Source organism: Isoptericola sp. BMS4, from assembly GCF_011634835.1.
Lineage (GTDB): Bacteria > Actinomycetota > Actinomycetes > Actinomycetales > Cellulomonadaceae > Isoptericola.
Genome location: NZ_SIRP01000001.1, coordinates 3,383,385 through 3,403,971, shown reverse-complemented (window position 1 = coordinate 3,403,971; position 20,587 = coordinate 3,383,385). Strand labels below are relative to the sequence as shown.

Annotated in this window: 18 protein-coding genes; 10 read left to right on the top strand and 8 right to left on the bottom strand. The window is 72.5% G+C overall.

Annotated elements, in window-relative coordinates; translation table 11 throughout:
* Positions 1-45: 45 nt before the first annotated feature.
* The 5 genes from EYB28_RS15370 to EYB28_RS15350 all read right to left on the bottom strand — a co-directional run bounded on the left by EYB28_RS15370 (position 46) and on the right by EYB28_RS15350 (position 5,446).
* Positions 46-504, bottom strand: a complete 459-nt coding sequence (locus EYB28_RS15370; RefSeq protein WP_166849604.1) for a methylglyoxal synthase — start codon at positions 502-504, stop codon at positions 46-48.
* A 118-nt stretch (positions 505-622) separates the two neighbouring features.
* Positions 623-2,134, bottom strand: coding sequence for an alpha-N-arabinofuranosidase (locus EYB28_RS15365; protein WP_166849601.1), 1,512 nt, complete (start codon positions 2,132-2,134; stop codon positions 623-625).
* Positions 2,135-2,244: 110 nt separating this feature from the next.
* Positions 2,245-3,606, bottom strand: coding sequence for an ABC transporter substrate-binding protein (locus EYB28_RS15360; RefSeq protein ID WP_166849598.1), 1,362 nt, complete (start codon positions 3,604-3,606; stop codon positions 2,245-2,247).
* A 50-nt stretch (positions 3,607-3,656) separates the two neighbouring features.
* Entirely contained in the window at positions 3,657-4,550 is an 894-nt protein-coding gene (locus tag EYB28_RS15355) for a carbohydrate ABC transporter permease (protein WP_166849595.1), read from the bottom strand.
* Positions 4,547-5,446, bottom strand: a complete 900-nt coding sequence (locus tag EYB28_RS15350; RefSeq protein ID WP_166849592.1) for a carbohydrate ABC transporter permease — start codon at positions 5,444-5,446, stop codon at positions 4,547-4,549. Before EYB28_RS15350 ends, EYB28_RS15355 begins: the two co-directional genes overlap by 4 nt.
* Positions 5,447-5,729: 283 nt before the next feature.
* Here EYB28_RS15350 and EYB28_RS15345 point away from each other — a divergent pair, with 283 nt between their 5' ends.
* The 4 genes from EYB28_RS15345 (at position 5,730) to EYB28_RS15330 (ending at position 11,579) form a co-directional block, all read left to right on the top strand.
* Entirely contained in the window at positions 5,730-7,157 is a 1,428-nt protein-coding gene (locus EYB28_RS15345) for an alpha/beta hydrolase-fold protein (RefSeq protein WP_205710939.1), read from the top strand.
* A gap of 59 nt (positions 7,158-7,216) precedes the next feature.
* Positions 7,217-9,454, top strand: a complete 2,238-nt coding sequence (locus EYB28_RS15340) for an esterase family protein (RefSeq protein WP_166849586.1) — start codon at positions 7,217-7,219, stop codon at positions 9,452-9,454.
* A gap of 73 nt (positions 9,455-9,527) precedes the next feature.
* Positions 9,528-10,568 carry a LacI family DNA-binding transcriptional regulator gene (locus tag EYB28_RS15335; RefSeq protein ID WP_240930584.1) on the top strand — a complete coding sequence of 347 codons (1,041 nt, stop codon included), beginning with the start codon at positions 9,528-9,530 and terminating at the stop codon, positions 10,566-10,568.
* Positions 10,569-10,634: 66 nt separating this feature from the next.
* Positions 10,635-11,579 (top strand): alpha/beta fold hydrolase, encoded by a 945-nt coding sequence (locus EYB28_RS15330; RefSeq protein WP_205710938.1) that lies wholly within the window; start codon positions 10,635-10,637, stop codon positions 11,577-11,579.
* A gap of 18 nt (positions 11,580-11,597) precedes the next feature.
* On the opposite strand, the gene EYB28_RS15325 is transcribed toward EYB28_RS15330, so the two are convergent.
* Together EYB28_RS15325 and EYB28_RS15320 are read right to left on the bottom strand one after the other, a co-directional pair.
* Positions 11,598-12,116, bottom strand: a complete 519-nt coding sequence (locus tag EYB28_RS15325) for a phosphoribosyltransferase (protein WP_166849584.1) — start codon at positions 12,114-12,116, stop codon at positions 11,598-11,600.
* A 111-nt stretch (positions 12,117-12,227) separates the two neighbouring features.
* Entirely contained in the window at positions 12,228-13,199 is a 972-nt protein-coding gene (locus EYB28_RS15320; RefSeq protein WP_166849581.1) for an FKBP-type peptidyl-prolyl cis-trans isomerase, read from the bottom strand.
* 153 nt (positions 13,200-13,352) lie between these two features.
* On the opposite strand from EYB28_RS15320, the gene EYB28_RS15315 reads away from it, so the two are divergent.
* The 3 genes from EYB28_RS15315 (at position 13,353) to EYB28_RS15305 (ending at position 15,385) form a co-directional block, all read left to right on the top strand.
* Positions 13,353-13,652 (top strand): hypothetical protein, encoded by a 300-nt coding sequence (locus tag EYB28_RS15315; RefSeq protein ID WP_166849578.1) that lies wholly within the window; start codon positions 13,353-13,355, stop codon positions 13,650-13,652.
* A gap of 65 nt (positions 13,653-13,717) precedes the next feature.
* A complete protein-coding gene (locus tag EYB28_RS15310; protein WP_166849575.1) occupies positions 13,718-14,488 on the top strand; it encodes an alpha/beta hydrolase in 771 nt (256 codons plus the stop codon).
* 45 nt (positions 14,489-14,533) lie between these two features.
* Complete coding sequence (locus EYB28_RS15305; RefSeq protein WP_166849573.1) at positions 14,534-15,385, top strand: alpha/beta fold hydrolase; 852 nt, start codon at positions 14,534-14,536, stop codon at positions 15,383-15,385.
* A 37-nt stretch (positions 15,386-15,422) separates the two neighbouring features.
* Here the strand turns inward: EYB28_RS15305 and EYB28_RS15300 are convergent, their stop codons facing one another.
* Positions 15,423-16,892, bottom strand: coding sequence for a hypothetical protein (locus EYB28_RS15300; RefSeq protein ID WP_240930583.1), 1,470 nt, complete (start codon positions 16,890-16,892; stop codon positions 15,423-15,425).
* 297 nt (positions 16,893-17,189) lie between these two features.
* On the opposite strand from EYB28_RS15300, the gene EYB28_RS15295 reads away from it, so the two are divergent.
* Genes EYB28_RS15295 through EYB28_RS15285 form a run of 3 tightly spaced genes read left to right on the top strand, consistent with a single transcriptional unit; the run spans position 17,190 to position 20,576 of the window.
* Positions 17,190-18,575 (top strand): hypothetical protein, encoded by a 1,386-nt coding sequence (locus EYB28_RS15295; RefSeq protein ID WP_166849571.1) that lies wholly within the window; start codon positions 17,190-17,192, stop codon positions 18,573-18,575.
* A complete protein-coding gene (locus EYB28_RS15290) occupies positions 18,572-19,600 on the top strand; it encodes a hypothetical protein (protein WP_166849569.1) in 1,029 nt (342 codons plus the stop codon). The genes EYB28_RS15295 and EYB28_RS15290 overlap by 4 nt, the downstream gene beginning before the upstream one ends.
* A 25-nt stretch (positions 19,601-19,625) precedes the next feature.
* The gene (locus tag EYB28_RS15285) at positions 19,626-20,576 is read left to right on the top strand and encodes a tetratricopeptide repeat protein (RefSeq protein ID WP_166849567.1); all 951 of its coding nucleotides are present in this window, start codon (positions 19,626-19,628) and stop codon (positions 20,574-20,576) included.
* The last annotated feature ends 11 nt before the right edge of the window (positions 20,577-20,587 follow it).

Genomic DNA, 20,587 nt, shown 5'->3' with positions numbered 1-20,587 from the left:
GACCCGCAGCAGGCGGGTCCGGGCCTCGTCGTGTGCGGACGGGGGTCAAGCCAAGAGCTCGGCCGTCCGGCCCCAGTCGCGGGGCGCGAGGTCGGGCCGGCGGTGCTCGTAGTCGCCCGCCAGCAGCGGGGACGAGATGATCATGTCGGCGGTGGAGACGTTGCAGGCCATCGGGAGGTTCCAGACGGCGCCGATCCGCAGCAGGGCCTTGACGTCCGGGTCGTGCGGCTGCGCCTCGAGCGGATCCCAGAGGAAGATCAGCAGATCGAGGCCGCCCTCGGCGATGCGCGCGCCGATCTGCTGGTCCCCGCCGACCGGGCCGGAGAGGAACCGGTGCACCGGGAGCCCGAGCTCGTACTCGAGCATCGTGCCGGTGGTGCCGGTCGCGTAGAGGTGGTGCTGGGCGAGGGTGCCACGGTTGTAGTCGGCCCAGCGCAGCAGCTCGACCTTCATGTTGTCGTGGGCTACCAGGGCGATATGACGTTGCTTGGCTGCCGGGTGCATGCGCGACCTCCGTCGACGTGGGCAGGAACCGTCACCCGCCTCGTCGCAAGCGTCGTGTCGTCCAGTATCGGTGTGGACCTCTCCGCCGGGCAAGGGCGTCGGCTCGTGCGGTAGGTCGTCACGCGCGCGTGAGACGCATGACCGACCATGACACGGGCGGCAGGTCCGCATGCGCCCGGTCGTCGGCCACCTTGGCCGAGGCGTTGGTGCGCGGGACCACCGAGGTGTCGTCGTCGACCGTCGCCGACCACGTGTGGTCGGGGTTGGCCAGGGTGAGCGCCTCGACGAGCCGCATGCCGGGGAACCCGCGCAGGTCGACGTCGAGGGCCACCTCGTCCGTCACCGAGCGGTTGGTCGCGAAGACCACGACGTCTCCGGTCTCGGCGTCGTGGGTGGCGACCGCATCGAGAGCCGCGACGTCGCCGAACTTCGCCGTGTCGTGCACGGGTGAGTCGACCGCGACGCGCAGCACCTCGCCCCGAGCGAACCGGGAGGTGAGGGCGAAGGGGTGAAAGATCGTCTGCTTCCAGATGCGTCCGCCGGGCTCGGTCATGATCGGCGCGATGACGTTGACGAGCTGGGCCAGCGAGGCGGCGTGCACCCGGTCGGTGTGCCGCAGCAGCGAGACGAGCAGGTTGCCGACGACGACGGCGTCGGCCACGTTGTACCGGTCCTCGAGCAGGACCGGGGCGACGGGCCAGTCGTCCCCCGACGGGGGCCGGGACTCGGCGCGCTGCTGGTACCAGACGTTCCACTCGTCGAACGAGACGTGGATCCGCTTGGTGTGCTTCCCGGCGGCGCGCACGGCGTCCGCCGTCGCGGCGACGGACTCGATGAAGCGGTCCATGTCGACCGCCGACGCGAGGAACGACGAGAGATCGCCGTCCTCCTCGTAGTAGTAGGCGTGCGCGGAGACGTGGTCGACGTGCTCGTACGCCTCCGTGAGGACGGTGTGCTCCCACGCGCCGAACGTCGGCATCCGGGAGTTCGAGGAGCCGCACACGACGAGCTCGACGTCCGGGTCGACCATCCGCATGGCGCGGGCCGTCTCGGCGGCGAGGCGGCCGTACTCGTGCGCGGTCTTGTGCCCGATCTGCCACGGCCCGTCCATCTCGTTGCCGAGGCACCACATCGTCACGCGGTACGGCTCCGGCGCACCGTTGGCCCGTCGCCGCTCGCTCATCTCGGTACCGCCGGGCACGTTGCAGTACTCGAGCAGGTCCAGAGCCTCCGCCACGCCGCGGGTGCCGAGGTTGACGGCCATCATCGGCTCCACGCCGGCCCGCGCGGCCCAGCGCATGAACTCGTCCACCCCCACCTGGTTCGGCTCGGTGGAGTGCCAGGCCAGGTCGAGGCGACGCGGGCGCTGCTCGGCCGGCCCGATCCCGTCCTCCCAGCGGTAGCCGGACACGAAGTTCCCGCCCGGGTAGCGCACGGTCGACACGCCCAGCTCGCGGGTCAGCTCGAGCACGTCGCCGCGGAACCCGTCGGAGTCGGCCGTGGGATGCCCGGGGTCGTGGATCCCCGTGTAGACGCACCGGCCGAGGTGCTCGACGAACGACCCGAAGGTGCGGCGGCGGACGGGGCCGACGACGAACGCCGGGTCGACGGTGACGGTGGCGGACAGCATGGGTGATCGTGCTCCTTGGTGCTCGGGGCGGAGGTGCGGTCGCGTCCGGGCGGGGCGGTCGCTCTCGCGACCGGTCTCGCCCCGCCCGGACGCCAGGTGGAGCCGGTGGGCTACTGGCCCAGCTCGTTCTGCAGGTCGTCCTGGGCCTGGTCGAGCGCGTCCTGCGCGGGCGTGCCGTTCTCGTAGACCTCGTTCAGGGTCACGGTCCGGAACCAGTTGTCGACCGTGGGCAGGTTCTCGTTGGAGAACGACTCGAAGTGCCCGATCCCGCCCTGCACCGAGTTCAGCACGTCGAACAGGTTCGTCTGGAAGTACTCGTTGAACTTGTTGTCGGGGTTGTGCGTGACCGACTCGTCCTCCCACACCGACATGTTCACCGGGTCGAAGCCGAGCACCTCCCACACCGCGACGTTGGCGTCGAGGGAGAGCTTGGCGTAGGCGAGGAAGTCGGTGGCCAGCTCCTCGTGCTCCGAGCCCACCGGGACGGCGGTACCCGTGCCGCCGCCGCCGATCGTGAGGGTGTCCGAGCCCTCGATCTGGGGAGCGGGGGCGATGGCGACCTTGCCGGCCAGGTCGGGCATGTAGTCGACGAAGCGCGAGGTGTACCAGGCCGGGTACACGATCGCGGCGTAGTCGCCGTTGTTGATGGCGCCGTAGCCCTCCTCGCTGTCCGGGCTGCCGCCGGGGATGGTGGCGAGTGCGCCGGTCTCCTGCATGTCCTGGAACATCTGCATCGCCTCGACGACCTCGGGGCTGTTCACGGCGACGTCGCCGAGGCCGTCGTCGTCGAAGAGCTGCCCGCCCAGCTGGGCGATCGCCAGCGGCTCGGTGAAGAACACACCGGTGCTCGAGACGCTGAAGGCCTTGCCGGTCGCCTCGTGGTAGGCGGTGCCGGCCTCGGCGAAGTCGTCCCACGTCGTGATCGTCGTGTAGTCGATCCCGGCGTCCTCGAGGAGCTCGGTGTTGTAGAAGGCGGTGAAGGCGCCGACGTGCGTGGGGTAGCCGTAGATCTTGCCGTTGCGGCTGTAGAGGTCGAGCCGGGCCTGCACGATGTCGTCGACGTAGGGCTGCGCGGCCTCGGTGAGGTCGACGAGCGGCGGGTTGTCGCCCTTGACGAAGTTGGAGAACTTGTTGACCTCGATGTCGGCCAGGTCCGGCAGGCCCTGACCGGAGTTCACGGCGAGCAGGAGCTTGTCGTGCATGTCCTGGTACGGGTAGACGGTCACGTTGAGGTCGATCGCCCTGTCGGGATTCTCCTCGTTCCACTTGACCGCCATGTCGTCGTACACGTCGGCGTGGAGCTCGGCGAACACCCACATGTCGAGTGGCGTGGCGCCCTCGGGGGCCTCGGCCCCCTCGATGACCTCGCCGTCCGACTCGCCGTCGCCACCGCTGCTGCTGCCGCACGCGGCCAGGGCGCTGACGGCGAGTCCCGTCGCCAGCGCGGTCGCCAGGGTCCTTCGGAAGTGCATCGTCGTACTCCTATCTGGGTCACCGGATGGTTGATCGTGCGGGGTGCGGGTCAGCCCTTCACCGCGCCGGCGGTCATGCCGTCGATGAAGAACCTCTGGAAGGCCAGGAACAGGAGGAGGATCGGGATCAGGGAGAAGAACGACCCGACGATCAGCAGCTCGTAGTTGTTGCCGTAGGGCGTGAGCAGCGTGTTCAGGCCGATGGGGAGCACGAACTTCTCGGGGGAGCGCAGCACGAGCAGCGGCCACAGGAAGTTGTTCCAGATGAGCATCGAGTTGAGGATCGCCATCGCCGCGAAGGCGGGCTTGGCGATCGGGACCACGAGCTTGAAGAAGATCCCGAACTCGGTCACCCCGTCGACGCGGCCGGCCTCGAGGATCTCCTTCGGTACGCCCAGGAAGTACTGGCGGAAGAAGAAGATCGTCACGGCCTGTGCCAGGAACGGCACCACCACGGCCCAATACTGGTCCGCCGCCCCGACGTTGTTCACCTGGACGTAGAGCGGGAGCATGAGCATCTCGAACGGGACGGTCATCAGGATGAGCACGAGGATGAACCCGAGGTTCTTGCCCCGGAACTCGTACATCGCGAACCCGTAGGCGACGAACGAGCTGATCAGGAGGGTGCCGGCCACCTGGACGACGGTGATGACCAGGCTGTTGGCGAACCACTGGAAGTACAGCCCGGAGTCCGTGAAGAGCATGACGTAGTTGTCCAGGCTCAGCTCGGAGACGTCGACCGAGAGGGAGATCCCGTTGCGGATGATCTCGTTCCCGTCCTGGAACGTCCCGACGAAGATCGCGGCGAGCGGCACCAGGGCGATCATCGCGATCACGAGGAGAAGGACGCCCTGGGCGCGGGCGGCGGCGCGGCGCGTCGTGCGGGGGCGTGCGTCGAGGGTCGGCTCGGAGACCGGCGGCGGCGTCGTTCTCTGCAGTGTCATCGCGCCGACTCCTTCTTGAAGGTTCCCGTGGCGGTGAGCTGGGTGAGGTTGATGGCCAGGACCAGCACGAGGAGCACGACCCCGACGGCGGAGGCGAACCCGAGGTCGTTCTCCTGGATGCCCTTGCGGTAGAGGTAGCCGACGATCGTGAGGCCCTGGTTGTTCGGCGAGTTGTTGCCGGCGTAGAGCATGAAGCTCTCGAGGAACATGGCCAGCCCGCCGTACACGCTGATGGTGGTGACGTAGACGATGGTCGGCTTGAGGCCGGGCAGCGTGACGTGCAGGAACTGCTGCACCTTGCCCGCCCCGTCGAGCGACGCCGCCTCGTAGTAGTCGTTCGGGATGGCCTGGATGCCGGCGAGGAAGTACATCGTGTTGACGCCGGCCCACCGCCACAGGGCGAGCAGGAGCAGCGCGAACAGACCCGTGAGGTCCTCGCGCAGCCAGCGCACCGGGCCGAACCCGAAGAAGGCGACCACCTGGTTCATCAGGCCCGACTCGGTCTCGGAGAACATCAGCCGGAACACGATGCCGGCGACGACGACCGACGTCAGCGCCGGGACGAACAGTGACGCCTTGAAGAAGCCTTTGATCCGGCTGCTTCCGATCCTCGAGTTGATGATCGCGGCGAGCACCATCGGGATCGGGACGAGCAGGAGAAGCGTCAGCACCATGTAGCGGATGCTGTTGGCCAGGGCCGTCCAGAAGACCTGATCGCGCCACAGCCGCTCGTAGTTGTCGAGCCCGATGAACGTCGACTGGCCGTACAGGACCTCCTGGAAGCTCATGACCACCGAGCGGCCGACCGGCACCAGCCAGAAGACCAGCAGGGTGAGCAGGAACGGCAGGATGAAGAAGTACGGCGCGAGGCGCTGGGAGTAGAGAACACTCTTCATGTGACGGCGATCCTCCTCGATCGTCGACGGCTCCGCCGTGGAGCTCTTTCTCGCGGTACTCCACAACGTCGGTGTGTACCGGTAAAGTACGGGGCGCCGGTCAGGGTGTCAACGGCCGGCTCACGGGCAGCCGACCGGGTTGCTCGCCGCCGTTCGAGGAGGAACAGCGCAGATGATCCGACAAAGGAGTCGATGGGCAGGAACACGCGGAACGGGGGCACGAGGCCGCCCCCGGGGCGCCCGGCCGCAGGCACTGGTCGCGGCCTGGGCGCTGGCGTCGTCGGTGGCGTTCGGCGCCACGGTCCCGGCGGCGCACGCCGACGAGGTGGACCTCACCCCCGGGCCCACGATCGTCGAGGACCCCGCGTCACCGACCGGCTACACGGGGCACTTCGTCTACCACGACCCCGAGGCGACCAGCGTGCGTTTCGTCGCCGACATCATGCTGCGGGACTGGGAGGACCCCGCCGACCCGACGGTCTACGCCCCGGACGAGTACCGGCCCGGCCTGATGCGTGGGGGCGGCGCCTACGACGCCCAGATGACCGAGGTCGGGGACGGCTACTGGACCATCGACGTGCCGCTCGCCGCCGGGACCAACCAGTACTGGTTCTACGTCGACGACGACACGAGCCACTGGGTGACCGACCCCGCGAACCCGCCCCTGTACGCCCCGGACGGGCTCACGGGCACCGCACGTCGTGCCTTCAACAAGGTCAACGTGCCGTACGACCCGGTCAAGCAGGACTACGCGCCCCTCGCGGCGCGCGAGATCGAGAACCCGAGGCCCGACGTGCCCCACGGCACGTGGAGCTACGTCCCGTTCCAGGTGGACGACACCACGCGCACCATGGGCGTGTATCTGCCCCCGGGCTACGACCCGGACCGCGCCGAGCCGTACAAGTCGATCTACATGCAGCACGGCGGCGGTCAGGACCAGTCGGACTGGATGAACATCGGCAGCGTGCCGGTGATCATGGACAACCTGATCGCCGACGGTCTCACCGAGCCCGCGGTCGTGGTGACCGCCAACGTCGACTACCTCGGCGGCATCGGCTCGGGCTCGCCCAACCTGCGCGACGTCGTCCTGCCGTTCGTGGAGAGCACCTACAACGTCTCGACGAGGGCGTCCGACCGGGCGTTCGCCGGCCTGTCCATGGGCAGCATCGTCACGCAGGACATCATCGACCACGATCCCACCCTGTTCGGCTACTACGGGCCGTGGAGCGGAGGCGTGCGGGTCGACGACACGACGCCGGACCTCGCAGCGCCGTACATCCTCTACGGCGGCGGCGCCTGGGACTTCGGGCTGCCCGACCCGGACGCGGTGGACGCGCTCGACCGAGCGGTCGTCGAGAACGTCGTCGTCGCCGGTGCGCACGACTTCAACGCCTGGAACCAGCTGTTCACCGTCTTCGCCCGCGACTACCTGTGGAAGCCGCAGGCGTTCCTCGCCGACGAGCTCGACGACCTCACCCGGGGCGTCGCCGGGTCCGGCCTCAACCAGGGCAACAGCAAGGCCCTCACGCTCAAGCTCGATCGGGCGTTCGACCTCCTCGACGAGGACCCGGCCGGCGCGCTCGAGACGCTCGAGGCGTTCACGGCACAGGTGGACGGGCTGGCACGCGCCGGGAAGCTGACCGACGAGCAGGCCGCGGGACTGGCCGCGACCGCCGAGAAGGTCGTCGCGAACCTGAGGTTCGCGCCATGACCGGCGAGCGGAGCCGCCGGAGTACGGACGACGAACGCACGAGAGGAAGGTCGATGACGATGACATCTCGGATGGACCCGACCGGGCGGCAGGCCCGGGGAAGGCGAGCGCTCGCGGGCTTCGCGGCGACCGCGCTCGGAGCCGGAGCACTGGTCGCTGCCGCACAGCCGGCGGCGGGTGCGGTGAGCGCGGACCCGTGGGTGGGTGAGCTGCCCGGCAACCCGATCTCGGACGTGTACCGCTTCACGGTTCCGGTGGACGCCGTCACCGACGCGACCGGCATCGAGGACGGCGTCGTCGCCGTCCAGGGCAACTTCGGGCCCGGCGGAGCATGGACCGATCTCACCATGGGGACCGACGGGCCGAACCTGACCGCCACGTACGGGCCGCTCGAGCCCGGGCTGTACTACTACCAGTACGCCGCGCGCCCCGGCTGGGACGAGGACGCGGTCGCGTTCCGCAACCCCGACGCCCCGCAGGAGGTGACGTCGAAGCCGACGTACAGCACGCTGTTCGTGCCCGGACCGGGAGCCGAGTGGCTCGCGGACGTGGACGGCGGCGGTGCCCTCGAGACGCTCGAGTACGGCGCCGGCCCGGCGCGCGGCGGCGAGGCGCTCGTCTGGACACCACCCGGGTACGACGAGGACCGTGCGGAGCCGTACCCCGTGCTCTACCTGCTGCAGGACGAGGAGCAGGGCTACCGCGAGTGGGCCGAGCTGGGCCGGGTCGCGCAGATCATGGACAACCTCACCCTCGACGAGGACGCCGAGCCGATGGTCGTCGTCATGGCCGACGGGGAGGACCCCGGACCCGCGGGAATCACCAAGGGGCTGCTTCCCGCCGTCGAGCGCGCGCTCCACGTGTCGCGCGACGGTGCGGGTCGGGCGATCGCCGGCATCGGCCGGGGCGCGGAGCAGGCGATCGCGGCGCTGGTCGACCGGCCCCGCGAGTTCGCCGGCCTCGGCTCGTTCTCGGGCGGCTCCGACGCCCGGTTCACGCCCGGCAAGGTCAGGCAGATCAACGCCACGACCGACGTCGTCCGCCTGTACGCCGGCAACGTCACCGACCCGGGCTACGACGACACCGTCGCGCTGGCCGGCGCGCTGACGGACGCGGGCGTGGACTTCCAGTCCGACGGGTCCGACCCCGAGACCGGCGGCACGTGGGACACGTGGCAGAAGAACCTGCACGACTTCGCGCAGCGCCTCTTCCGTGACGTCGACGACGACGGCCCGAGCGAGGGTCACCTGCCGTTCGAGGAGCGCGAGCTGCCCGCCCCCGGCACGACGCCCACCCCGTGGATCGACCCCCACGGTGTGGTCACGTTCGAGCTCGGCCCCGAGTTCGCCGACGCGAGCACCGTGCGGGTGTGGGGGAACTTCGGACCGTCCGGAAGCTGGCCTCGGACGCCGATGGTCCAGCAGGACGACGGGTCGTGGCGCCTCTCGCTGGCCCTGGACGGCGGCTCCTACTACTACAAGTTCGTCGTCGACGGGGTCGACCACAAGGACGCCGGCAACCCCACGACCGTGTTCTCCGAACCGACGTGGAGCACGTTCGCGGTCGGGGGCGACACCCTCCGCGGCCGGTACACGGCGCCGGTGCCGGAGAACGCCCGGGGCGAGGTCGCCGTCATGGACTACCCGAGCACCGCGGGCGGCGGCGAGGAGCGCTCGGCCTACGTGTGGACGCCGCCGGACTACGACCCCGAGCGCGCCGAGGCCTACCCGGTGCTCTACCTGCAGCACGGAGGCGGGCAGACCTGGACCGACTGGGTCGAGGTCGGCTACATCGACCGCATCCTCGACAACCACTACCGGCGCGGCACCATCGCGCCGATGGTCGTCGTCATGGCGAACGGGAACGGCGTGGACTTCCCCACGGAGATCACGACGCGTATCGCACCGGCCGCCGAGGACCAGTACCACGTCAGCTCCGAGGCCGACCGGCGGGCGCTCGCCGGTCTCTCGATGGGCTCGGGCCACACCCTGAGCACGCTGTGGGCCCACCCGGGCGAGTTCGGCTACATCGCCGCCATGTCGACGTTCGGCACCGTCCCGGACGACGCGGACGTCGAGGCGATCAACGCGGGCACGAGGCTGCTGCGCATCTACACGGGCGACGTGCAGGACTTCACCTACGCCCCGACGATGCAGCTCGTCGCGTCCATGGAGGAGCGGGGCGTGGACCACGAGTTCGCCCCGGTCATCCCCGGCCCGCACAGCTGGGACGTCTGGCAGAAGTCGGTGATCGACCTCCTGCCCCGACTGTTCACGGACGGCGCCGACGCGTCGTGACGTCGAGCGACCGTGCCGTGCGGCCGGCGGGTCCGACCCGCCGACCGCACGGCCGGGCCCCGGGGGAGGCATCATGGGCGTCGTGGTGACGATGAGCGACGTGGCCCGTGAGGCCGGCGTGTCGAAGATGACGGTGTCGAACGTCGTCAACGGGAGGGCAGGAGCGAGCAGGGAGACGCGTGCCCGCGTGCTCGCCGCCGTGCAGCGCCTCGGCTACGTGGTCAACACGACGGCCCGCCACTTCCGGGCCGGGCGCAGCGGGGCGATCGGGCTGCTCGTCCCGCACCTCGACGGCCCGTACTACGCGCACCTGACCGCGCGGCTCGACACCCTCGCGAGATCGCGCGGGTACCACGTGATCGTCGAGCGCACGGGCGCCAGCCGGGAGGGTGAGCTCGCCGCCCTGGAGCCCGAACGGGTCCGGCCCTACGACGGGCTGGTCTTCAGCCCCGTGCAGCTCGAACCCGCCGACGTGACGGCGGCCGGCGTCGGTGTCCCGACCGTCCTGCTGGGGGAGCGGCGCCTCGCGGGCGCGTTCGACCACGTCATGATGGACAACATCGGCGGCGCGGAGCTCGCGACCGCCCACCTGATCGAGGGCGGCGCCCGCCGGATCGCGCTGGTCGGCGGGCGCCAGGACCGGGGCGTCGACGACATGGCCACGCTGCGGACCCGCGGCTACCGGCAGGCGCACGCGCGGGCCGGCGTCGCCGTCGACGAGCGGCTGGTGGTCGACGCCGACTCGTTCACCACGCGCGACGGGTACGAGGTGCTCATGCGGCTGCACGGCCAGGGCGTCCCGTTCGACGGGGTGTTCGTCCTGACCGACGCCGCCGCCATGGGGGTCCTGCGTGCGCTCGCGGACCTCGGCCGGCGGGTCCCGGAGGACGTGCAGGTCGTCGGCTTCGACAACGACCTCGAGGGCGAGTACCTGGTGCCCCGGCTGACCACGATCGACCCCGACAACGACTCCATGGCGGTGCACATCATGGAGCTGCTGCTGGAGCGGGTCGAGAAGCAGGCGTCGGGACGAGGCGAGGCGGTCGAGCTGGTGATGACGGCACGTCTCGTCGCCCGGGAGTCGACGCGCTCCCCGGCTGCCCCTCCGTCGTGAGGACGGCGCCGGGTGAAGGTCTGCGCACCCACGGCGGGACCGCCGGGGCGGGCGATACGCTGAGCCATGGCCGCGGCCGGCGCAGGGCGTGCGGACCCGTTCCCTGACGGCGCGGGGCTGCCGGACCTGCCCGGGGTACGGCACGAGCTCGTGCGGATCGAGGGCGGCCCGGCCGGCGAGCTCGGCCTCCACGTGGTCAGGGCCGAGGACGGCCCGGGGGCCCGAGCGGTCGTGCTCCTGCACGGCTTCCCGCAGCACTGGTGGCAGTGGCGGCACGTCATCCCCCCGTTCGCGCTCGAACGCCCCGTGGTGGTCCTCGATCTGCGGGGTTTCGGCTGGTCCGGCACGCCGGGCGGGCCGCAGAGGACCGACGACCACGCCCGCGACGTGCTGAGGGTGCTCGACACGCTCGGCCTCGGGCGCGTGCACCTGGTTGCGCACGACTGGGGCGCGATCGTCGGTTTCCGTCTCGCGCTGGAGCACCCCGGGCGGGTCGCGAGCCTGCTGAGCCTCACCGTCCCGCACCCCTGGCTGCGGTTCCACCCGCGGCTGCTCCTGCTGCTGCGCCACGCCTGGTTCCAGCCGCTGGTCGCGACGCCCGGTCTGGGGCCGCGCCTCCTGGGCGGCGGCCGCCAGCGAGTGGTCCGGCACCTGTTCGAGGGGTTCACGGCGCACGAGGGCGCGATCGGCCCGGACGACGTCGAGACCTACCTCGAGCGCCTGCGTGAGCCGGCCCGTGCCCGGGCCGGCTCGGCGCTCTACCGGCAGCTGATCCTGCCGGAGCTCGTGGGCATGCTCCGGGGGCGCTACGCGGACGCACGCCTCGCCGTCCCCACCGTCTCGCTCCTGGGGGAGCGGGACCTCGTCGCTGACGAGCGGTTCTTCGACGACGGCGGCCGGGCGCGCGACCTCACCGTCGAGGTCGTCCCCGGCGCCGGGCACTTCCTGCCGGAGGAGTGCCCCGATGTCGTGCTGGACCGTGCCCGGGCGCTGCACGCCAGGACGGCCTGACGAGTCCGGCCCGCGGGCTCACGCGTCGGCGGAGGGCGCTCCCGTCACGGGCGGCTCCGCCGACCAGGGGAACGTGATCCACAGGTCGGTGTCGCACCACGAGTAGTCGGGGCGGACGATCGAGCGCGGCTTCGTGTACAGCACGGCGGAGCGGGCGTCGGCGCCCTGCTCGGCGAGCATCCGCATCACGAGGTCGAGCGTGCGGCCCGAGTCGGCGACGTCGTCGACGACCAGCACCTTCGAGCCCGGCAGCTCCGAGGTGTCCATGAGCGGCGGCAGCACGCGCGGGTCGTCGAGCGTCCTGCCGATGTCCGTGTAGAACTCCACGTTGAGCGTGCCCACGCCCTTGGTGCCCAGCGCGTACGCCATGGCGCCGCCCGGGACCAGGCCGCCGCGCGCGACGGCGACGACGACGTCGGGCACGAACCCGCTCGAGACGACCCGCTCGGCCAGCGCGCGGATCGCGACCGGGAACCGGGCCCAGGTGAGGACCTCGCGCTCGGGCGGCACGGACGACGGGGCAGGCTCTGCGCTCATGGCACCCGACCCTACGCGCGACGGCGGGCCCCCGGAGACCGGGGGCCCGCCGTCGACGGTGTCCGACCTGGGCGGACGGCGTGCGGCGTGCCGCACGTCACCCGCACGTCGTCACTCGGCGTCGAGGATGTCCACGACGAAGACGAGGGGCGAGTCGGGCTCGATGCTGCTGCCCTGGGGCGGGTTGGACCCGTAGGCCTGCTCGGCCGGGATCACGAGCAGCACCTGGCTGCCGACCGTCTGGCCGGACAGCCCGTTCGTCCAGCCCTTGATGACCTGCTGCAGCGAGAACGAGGCCGGCGTCCCGCGCTCCCACGAAGAGTCGAACACGGTGCCGTCGAGCGTCCACCCGGTGTACTGCGCAGTGACAGTCTGGTCCTTCGTGACCTTCGGCCCGTCGCCCTTGATGAGGGTCTGCGCCACGAGCTTCTTCGGGGCCTCGTAGCCCTCGGGGATCTCGACCGACGGCTCGCCGGAGTCGTCGAGGGTCACCGCGGGCAGGCCTTCGGCCGGCTCGACGGCCTCGCCCTCGGCGCGCGTCGGGACGTCCTCGACCCCCGTCACCTCGACGAGGTTCACGACCGTCTGCGTGGAGCCGTCCTGCGCGGGGCCCGAGTTGGCGACGAGCACGCGCGACCCGACCTTCTGCCCGGTGAGAGGCTCGGTGAGCAGCGAGTACTGGGCGTCGCCCATGATGAACGACTCGGGGGCGGCGCTGTCCCAGGTGGAGCCGAGCTTCGTGGCGTCCCCGTCGTAGGCGACGTAGTCGATGGTGACCTTGGCGCCCTCGGTGACCGGGTCCCCGTCGCCCTCGTCCACGACGCGCGACGTCGGGGCGGACAGCTGCAGGCCCTTGTCGAACGACAGCTTCGGCTCCTTGCCGGCCTTGCCCTTCACCGTCACGGCATCGACGGCGGCGATGTCCTCCTCGGTCGGCTGCGGCATCTCGGTGGCGGCCGCCGAGGGGGACGCGGACGGGGAGGCCGAGGGCGCGTCGCCGGGCTCGTCCTGGCCGCAGGCGGTGAGTGTCAGGGCGGCGGTCAGCGCGAGCGCGGCGGCGCCGGCGGACGTGCGGAGCTTCACGAGGGGTCCTTCTGTCGGCGGGGCGAACCGGGCCACTGTAGCGGCCTCACCTGACCGCTCCCTGACCGGTCCATCCGTGGTCCGGCGCGGGCCGGCCGGCGCGCCGTCGAACGGGCCACGGGGCGGCCGGTCCCAGAGGTGACAATGGGACGTATGCCCTCGCGTCGCCCGTCCCGCAAGCGCCCTTGGGGTGCGCAGCACCAGCCGCTCGACATGGACCGCGCTCTCGGCGGCGTGCGGCACGAGAGCGCGGCCGACGGCGAGTGGACGGTGCGCCGGCTGCGCGGCGGCGACAAGGTGTACGTGTGCCCCGCCTGCCGGCAGGACATCCTCCCGGGCACGCCCCACGTCGTCGCCTGGCAGCGCGACGCCGTCGGGGGAGAGGCCGCGGGCCTCGAGGACCGGCGGCACTGGCACTCCTCCTGCTGGGAGCGCCGCGGCCGGCTGCGCTGAGGCGTGCGCCGACCGGCCGGACGGTGCCGGGCGCCCCATGCACGGTGGTCCTAGGCTGGGTGGTGATGAACGACAGCTCCGCCGGCACCGCCACCGGCCACCAGATCCGCTCGCTGACCGTGCTCCCCGCCCGGCGCGAGGACGTCGAGCTGCACACCGCGGACGGGCTCACGCTCGTCGGGGAGCTCGCCCTGCCCGCCGACCGTGAGCCGGCCGCGACGCTGCTGACCTTCCACCCCCTGCCGACCCACGGCGGGTACATGGACTCGCACGTCTACCGGAAGGCCGCCTGGCGGCTCCCCGCGCTGGCCGACCTGGCCGTGCTCCGCTTCAACACGCGCGGCACGTCGTCCCCGCGCGGCACGTCCGAGGGCGAGTTCGACGGCGGCGAGGCGGAGCGCTTCGACGTCGCCGCGGCGATCGAGCTGGCGGAGTTCCGCGAGCTGCCCCGGCCGTGGCTCGTCGGCTGGTCGTTCGGCACGGAGCTGATCCTCAAGCACGGCACCGACCCGGGCGTCGAGGGCGCGATCCTGCTCTCCCCGCCGCTGCACCGCGCGACCGACGCGGACCTGGACCGCTGGGCCGAGTTCGGCAAGCCGCTCGTCGTGCTCGTCCCGGAGCTGGACGACTACCTGCGCCCCGACGAGGCGCGCGAGCGGTTCGCCCGCGTGCCGCAGGCGGAGGTGATCGGCGTCGACGGCGCCAAGCACCTGTGGGTGGGCGAGCCGTCGGTGCGGCGGGTGCTCGACGAGATCGCCGGGCACGTGCTGCCGGGCCACCCGCCGCTGCCCACCCGCTACGACGGCGACGTGCTCCAGGCGCCCGTCGCCACCTGACGGACCCGACCGGGCCCTGCCACGGCGAACAGTGAGGAGTCGACGATGACCACGACCCCAGCAGCGCTGGCGACCTACCCGCTGCACGACGGCGGCGGCACCCCGCTCGTCCTGCTGCACGCGTTCCCGCTGGACCATCGCATGTGGGCGGCCGCCGCCCGGGCGCTGCCGCCCGGCGTGCGGGCCATCGGCGTGGACCTGCCCGGCCAGGGCCACTCCGAGCTCTCCGGGATGCGGGCACGGCTCGAGGACGTGGCCGACGCCGTGTACGGCACGCTGCGCGACCAGGGCGAGGGCAACGGCGTCGTGGTGGGGCTGTCCATGGGCGGCTACGTCGCCCTGGCGCTGGCCGAGCGGCACCCGGGGTTCGTCGTGGGGCTGGGGCTGGTCGACACCAAGTCGACCGCGGACACCGACCAGGCGCGCGCGAACCGGCTGCGCGTCGCCGACGCGGTCACCGGCTCGCAGACCATCGACCCCGTCCTGTCGATGCCGTCCACGCTGCTCGGGCCGACGAGCGCCGCGGAGCGCCGCGAGCTCTTCCCGCAGCTCGAGGCGTGGATCCGTGCCCAGTCCCCGACGGGGGTGGCCTGGGCCCAGCGCGCGATGGCGGCCCGCCCGGACCGCACGGAGGTGCTGCGGTCGTTCCGGGGCCCGGTGGCGGTCGTCGTCGGCGCGGAGGACACGGTCACCACCCCGGACGACGCCCGGCACATGGCGGAGGCGGCCAAGGACGCGGCGCTGACGGTCGTCCCCCGCGTGGGGCACCTGAGTGCGGTCGAGGACCCGTCGTCCGTGGCCGCCGCGCTCGGGCTGCTGCACCGGAGGGTCGCCGAGCAGGCGGCGCCGCCGCGCTGGCCGTGGCAGGAGGGATACACGAGCACCGCCCGTCCGTGACGGGCGGTGCTCGGTCGGTCCCTGTGCCGGTGCGTCGTCAGGCGTTCGACGGCGCGGGGGCCTCGTCCTTCGCGGCCTGCTCGGCCCGGTCGGCGCCGTCGGCCTGCTCGGCCCGGTCGGCGTCGTCGGCCTGCTCGTCCGCGTCGGCGGAGTCGGCCGAGTCGTCCACGGCGGGCGCGGGCTTCTTCGCGGCCGACTTCTTCGCGGTCGGCTTGGCCGGCTCGGGTGCGGCGACCTGCTGGACCGGGATCGGCGTCTCCTCCGCGGGCTGACCCTGCGGCCGGTTGACGCTCTCGGTGTTGAGGAGCCCGCGCAGCTCGTCCAGGTAGGAGTTCACCGAGTCGTGCCGCCGCGTCAGGTCCTCGAGCTGGCGCTGCGCGGAGGTGCGCTGGTGCTCCGCCTCCACCTGGGCGTCGGACACGGTCTGGTCGGCGAACTCGCGGGCCTCGGCGATGATGCCGTCCGCCGCGCGGCGGGCGTCCGCCACGAGCTGCTTGACGTACGCGTCGGACTCGCTGCGGACCTTCTCGGCCTGCTCGAGCGCGTGGGCGACGCGCTTCTCGGCCTCCGCCGCGTGCTCCTCGGCGGAGCGCACGAGCTGGTCCGTCTCCTGGCGCGCCTTCTCGTGCCGCTCGGCGGCCTCGTGCTCGACCTGCTCGCGCCGCTGCGAGATCTCGAGCTCGGCGTCGGCCAGCGCGGAGCGGGCCTGCTCGCGGAGCTGCTCGAGCTCCACGGTGACGGCGTCCGCCGACTCGGCCGCCTGGTGCTTCGCCTCGGCGACGATGCGGGCGGCCTCCCGGCGCGTGCGCTCGAGCAGCTCGGTGGACTCGGTCTCGGCCTCCTCGCGCATCGCGGCCGACTCGGCCGACGCCTGCGCGCGCATCTGGGCCGTGTCGCGCTCGGTGCTGACGCGCAGCTCGGTCGTCTCGCGCTCCGCGGTGGAGCGCAGCACGCCGATCTCACGCTCCAGCGTGGCGCGTCGCTCGCTCTCCTCCGTGGCGAGGGTGCTCGTGATGAGGGCGGCCTCGCGCTCGGCGGAGCCGACCATCTCCTCGGCGCGGCGCTGGGCGGCCAGCAGGGTGCCCTCGGCCTCGGCGGAGCTGGTGGTGCGGATCTCCTCCGCCTCGCGCCGGGCGTTGCCGAGCAGCTCGGACGCCTCGGACTCGGCGCGCGAGCGCACCTGGCCGGCGGAGAGCTTGGCCCGCGCCATGATGTCCGCGGCCTGCTGGTTCGCCTGGGTGAGGACCTCGGCGGACTGCTCCTCGGCGGACCGCAGCAGGTGCTCGACGCGGGCGCCGAGGCCGGCGTAGGACGGCTTCTCGTTCTCGCGGAGCTGGTGCTGCAGCTCGACGACCTCGGACGACAGCTGCATGGCGCGCGCGTCGGTCGCCTCGACGTTGCGGCGGGCCTCCTCCAGCGCCTGCTCGAGTCGGGAGACGTGGCTCTCGACCTGGGCGCGGTCGTAGCCGCGCATGGTGATCGGGAAGAGCGTGCGCTCGTCGGACACGTGCAGACCTCCGTGAGTGGTGGGTGCCAGGGTGGGACCGGCCCCCGTCAGGATAGTGTCGTGCCCCCCGGAACCGATACCCGGAGCATTCTTCCCTATATCGGACGAATAGTGCAGCCCTCTGCGGGGGCCGATTCGCTCTGACCTGGGCGATGTGGCCGGACGTCGTCCTCCCGGCGTGGCGGTCGTACGCGACTCGTGAAGGGTTCGTGAACCGGGGCGCTCGCCCGGGCTCTCGTGGACGGGCCGCCCCGGCGCGTCCCTATGCTGGACTGTCCTCGTCGAAAGGGAAGCTCGGTGCTGCAACGCATTCTGGGCGGCGTCCTGGTCCTCCTCGGACTGGTCTCCGTCGCGCTCGGAGTCGCCTCCGCCACGGTCTGGCGCGACTCCGACACGGTGGTCGCCACGGCTCGGCCCGCCGGTGACGGCACGATGGTCGTCACCGACCCCGGAGTCCTGGGTCTGGTGAGCGACGACGTGACCGTGACGGCCTCGGTGCCCGACGGGCAGAAGGTCACGCTCGTCGTCGGACGCGACGTCGACGTCGACGGTTGGGTGGGCCAGGAGCCCTCCTCGCGCGTGACGGGGCTGAGCGACTGGGAGACCCTCGCGGTGGAGCAGGGCGCGCCGGAGCCCGAGGGCGAGGGCGACGAGCCCGCGGAGCCCGTGAAGCCCAGCGGCGCCGACCCGGCGGGCTCGGACATGTGGGTCGCCGAGGCGTCGGACTCCGGCGGCGTCACGCTGCGCTGGAGCGACCGCCCCGGCCGCTGGACGCTGCTCGCGGCCGGCGTCGGCGACGAGGCGCAGGCCCCCTCGCTGACGTTCACCTGGCCGCGCGCCGTCACCACGCCGTACCTGTGGCCCGCCGTCGGCGCGGGTGCTGCGCTCGTGCTCGTCGGCCTCGTGCTGCTCGTGCTCGGGTTCCGCAAGCCGCGCCGCCGTCGCCGCGCCGCCGCGCGCGCCGCGGGCGGGGACGAGACGACCACCACGGCCGCCGAGCCCGAGGGCACGGCCGACTCCTCCGAGACCGGCACCGCGACGCTCTTCGGCCCCGTGCGCGGCCGAGGCACCGCCGACGCCGGTCCCGCCGCGCCGCCCTGGACGCCGCCCGAGGCTCCGGGCGGCGACCGGGACGCCGGGCCGGCCGACGCGCAGGGCCCCGGGCCGGCCTCGGGGCAGGACGCGCCCGAGGACGGCGCCGAGCTCCCGGTCGCGGGGCCCGCCGTGGTCCCGGGCGACGAGAGCCGGACCGCGGAGGTCCCCGTGGCGGGCCGCCTGCTGCGCCGCTCGCGTCGCCGTGCGGCTCCGGTCGCGCCTCCCGCCGGCACCGACGCCGTGGCCGTCCCCACTCCCGCCCCTCCGACACCCGAGGACCGGCCCGCCACCGGCTCCGTGCCGAGGATGACGCGGCGCGAGCTGCGCGCCCAGGAGGAGGCCCGCCGTGCCGCCGAGCAGGGTGGCGTCTCGCGCATGCTGCGCGCCATGACCGGGTCCATCCCGGTCGTGCGCCAGCACGGTGCGCCCGAGGGCAGCAAGGACGACGCCGCAGGGCCCGACCTGTCCACGCCCGCGGGCCGGGCCGCCGCCTGGCGCGCCACCTGGGGCTTCGGCCAGACGGCCGACCGGACCGGGAGCTCCGGCGACCGGCCGGGGCACGACTCGACCGACGGGGAGAACCGATGAACCGCCGCACCGCCCGCCGCGGGCTGGCCGCCGCGACCGCCGTCGTCGTCTCGTCCACGCTCCTCACCGCCTGCGCCGAGGACGTCCCGCCGCAGCCGCAGGCCGGGCAGGCGTTCGACGGCCCGGTGCTGAGCGAGGAGCAGGACACCGACGTGCTCACCGCCGTCGGCGAGACGCTCGGCAAGGCGGACAAGAAGCTCGAGTCGAAGGCGTTGAAGTCCCGGGTGACCGGGCCGGCGCTGGAGGTCCGCACGAGCCAGTTCGAGATCGCGAAGTCCAACGACGACGACGCGTCTTTCGTCACCGCCATCCCGAGCGAGTCGCAGCAGCTCATCATCCCCACCACGAACACCTGGCGGCGGACCAGCTTCTCGATCACCGCGCCCACCGAGGACATGGAGACCCCGCGGCTCGTCGCGCTCGACCAGTCCGAGGCCCGCGACGACTACAAGATGTGGGCCTGGGTGCAGCTGATCCCCGGCGTGCAGATGCCCGCCTTCGCGGACGCGGGGATCGGCAGCGAGGCGGTGCCGGCCGACGACGAGTCGCTCGTCGCGACGCCGGCCGACGCGCTGGCGCAGTACGCGGACCTCGTGGGGCTCGGCGCGAAGAAGTCCTCGTTCTCCGACGCCTTCGACCTGCCGGACGGCGACCTCGTGTCGCGGGTGCAGTCCGACGCGAAGAACGTGCGTGAGAACACCCCGGGGTTCGAGGACGCGGGCAGCGAGCTCACGGTGAAGTACGAGGCCCGCAAGGACGCCGTCCGGGCCGTGCGGACCGCCGACGGCGGCGCGCTCGTCATGGGCGTCCTGGAGGGCACCACGAAGCTCACCGCGGAGGAGGAGGCCGAGGTGCCGCCGCTGACCGCCACCCAGGAGGCGCTGTTCGGCGACCAGGACCCGAGCAACGTCCTCACGGTGGAGTACACGGACATGGTGGCCCTCTACGTCCCGCCGAAGGACGCGGACGGCAAGATCCGCCCGCTCGGCTACCAGCACGACGCGACCGCGGCGTCGAACGAGTGACGCCTCGACTCTTAGGATGTCGACCATGAGTCAGCCCACCCCCGAGCCGAGCATCAGCACGCGCGGCGCCGTCGACCTGTCGTCGCTCAACCGTCCGCAGTCGCCGCCCCCGGGGGAGCCCGGTGGCGCGCCGACCGCCGGCGGCTTCGTGGTCGACCTCACCGAGCAGAACTTCCAGCAGGTCGTGCAGGACTCGACCCAGTACCCGGTCGTGGTGCTCCTGTGGGTCCCGACGGACCAGGCGAACGCCGAGCTCGGCACCCTGCTGGGCCGGCTGGCGGAGGAGTACGCCGGGCGGTTCCTGCTCGGGCGGGTGGACGCCCAGGCGCAGCCGCAGATCGCGGCCGCGTTCCAGGCGCAGGGCGTGCCGATGGTCGTCGCCGTCATCCAGGGCCAGCCCCTGCCCCTCTTCCAGGGCGCGGCCGAGGAGGAGCAGGTGCGCGGCGTGCTCGACCAGGTGCTCGCCGCGGCCGAGCAGAACGGCATCACCGGCCGCGCACCCGCGCAGGGCGGCGACGGCGCCGGCGAGGAGGCCGCGGAGCCCGAGCCCGTCGAGGAGCCCCTGCCGCCGCTGCACCAGGAGGCGTACGACGCCATCGAGCGCGACGACCTGGACGCCGCGGAGGCCGCGTACGCCAAGGCGATCAAGCAGGACCCGAAGGACGCCCTCGCGGTGGCCGGGATCGCCCAGGTGCGGCTGCTGCAGCGCACCCGCGGCGCCGACCTGCAGGCCGTCCGCGCGGCCGCGGCCGACGCCCCCGCCGACGTGGACGCCCAGCTCGCCGTGGCCGACACGGACATGCTCGGCGGCAAGGTCGACGACGCGTTCGCGCGGCTCCTGGAGCTGCTTCCCGGCGCGGACGCCGAGGCCAAGGAGAAGCTGCGCGTGCGGCTCCTGGACTACTTCGAGGTCGTCGGGCCGTCCGACCCCCGCGTCGGCAAGGCGCGCCGGCGGCTGGCGATCAGCCTGTACTGAGGGGGTCCGGG

What these genes read in the sequence shown, in the direction of transcription:
- EYB28_RS15325 (WP_166849584.1), bottom strand. Translation starts at nt 12,116, where the DNA reads ATGAGCGCAGAGCCTGCCCCGTCGTCCGTGCCGCCCGAGCGCGAGGTC.
- EYB28_RS15340 (WP_166849586.1), top strand. Translation starts at nt 7,217, where the DNA reads ATGACATCTCGGATGGACCCGACCGGGCGGCAGGCCCGGGGAAGGCGA.
- EYB28_RS15285 (WP_166849567.1), top strand. Translation starts at nt 19,626, where the DNA reads ATGAGTCAGCCCACCCCCGAGCCGAGCATCAGCACGCGCGGCGCCGTC.
- EYB28_RS15335 (WP_240930584.1), top strand. Translation starts at nt 9,528, where the DNA reads ATGGGCGTCGTGGTGACGATGAGCGACGTGGCCCGTGAGGCCGGCGTG.
- EYB28_RS15315 (WP_166849578.1), top strand. Translation starts at nt 13,353, where the DNA reads ATGCCCTCGCGTCGCCCGTCCCGCAAGCGCCCTTGGGGTGCGCAGCAC.
- EYB28_RS15310 (WP_166849575.1), top strand. Translation starts at nt 13,718, where the DNA reads ATGAACGACAGCTCCGCCGGCACCGCCACCGGCCACCAGATCCGCTCG.
- EYB28_RS15305 (WP_166849573.1), top strand. Translation starts at nt 14,534, where the DNA reads ATGACCACGACCCCAGCAGCGCTGGCGACCTACCCGCTGCACGACGGC.
- EYB28_RS15350 (WP_166849592.1), bottom strand. Translation starts at nt 5,446, where the DNA reads ATGAAGAGTGTTCTCTACTCCCAGCGCCTCGCGCCGTACTTCTTCATC.
- EYB28_RS15355 (WP_166849595.1), bottom strand. Translation starts at nt 4,550, where the DNA reads ATGACACTGCAGAGAACGACGCCGCCGCCGGTCTCCGAGCCGACCCTC.
- EYB28_RS15365 (WP_166849601.1), bottom strand. Translation starts at nt 2,134, where the DNA reads ATGCTGTCCGCCACCGTCACCGTCGACCCGGCGTTCGTCGTCGGCCCC.
- EYB28_RS15330 (WP_205710938.1), top strand. Translation starts at nt 10,635, where the DNA reads ATGGCCGCGGCCGGCGCAGGGCGTGCGGACCCGTTCCCTGACGGCGCG.
- EYB28_RS15370 (WP_166849604.1), bottom strand. Translation starts at nt 504, where the DNA reads ATGCACCCGGCAGCCAAGCAACGTCATATCGCCCTGGTAGCCCACGAC.
- EYB28_RS15290 (WP_166849569.1), top strand. Translation starts at nt 18,572, where the DNA reads ATGAACCGCCGCACCGCCCGCCGCGGGCTGGCCGCCGCGACCGCCGTC.
- EYB28_RS15360 (WP_166849598.1), bottom strand. Translation starts at nt 3,606, where the DNA reads ATGCACTTCCGAAGGACCCTGGCGACCGCGCTGGCGACGGGACTCGCC.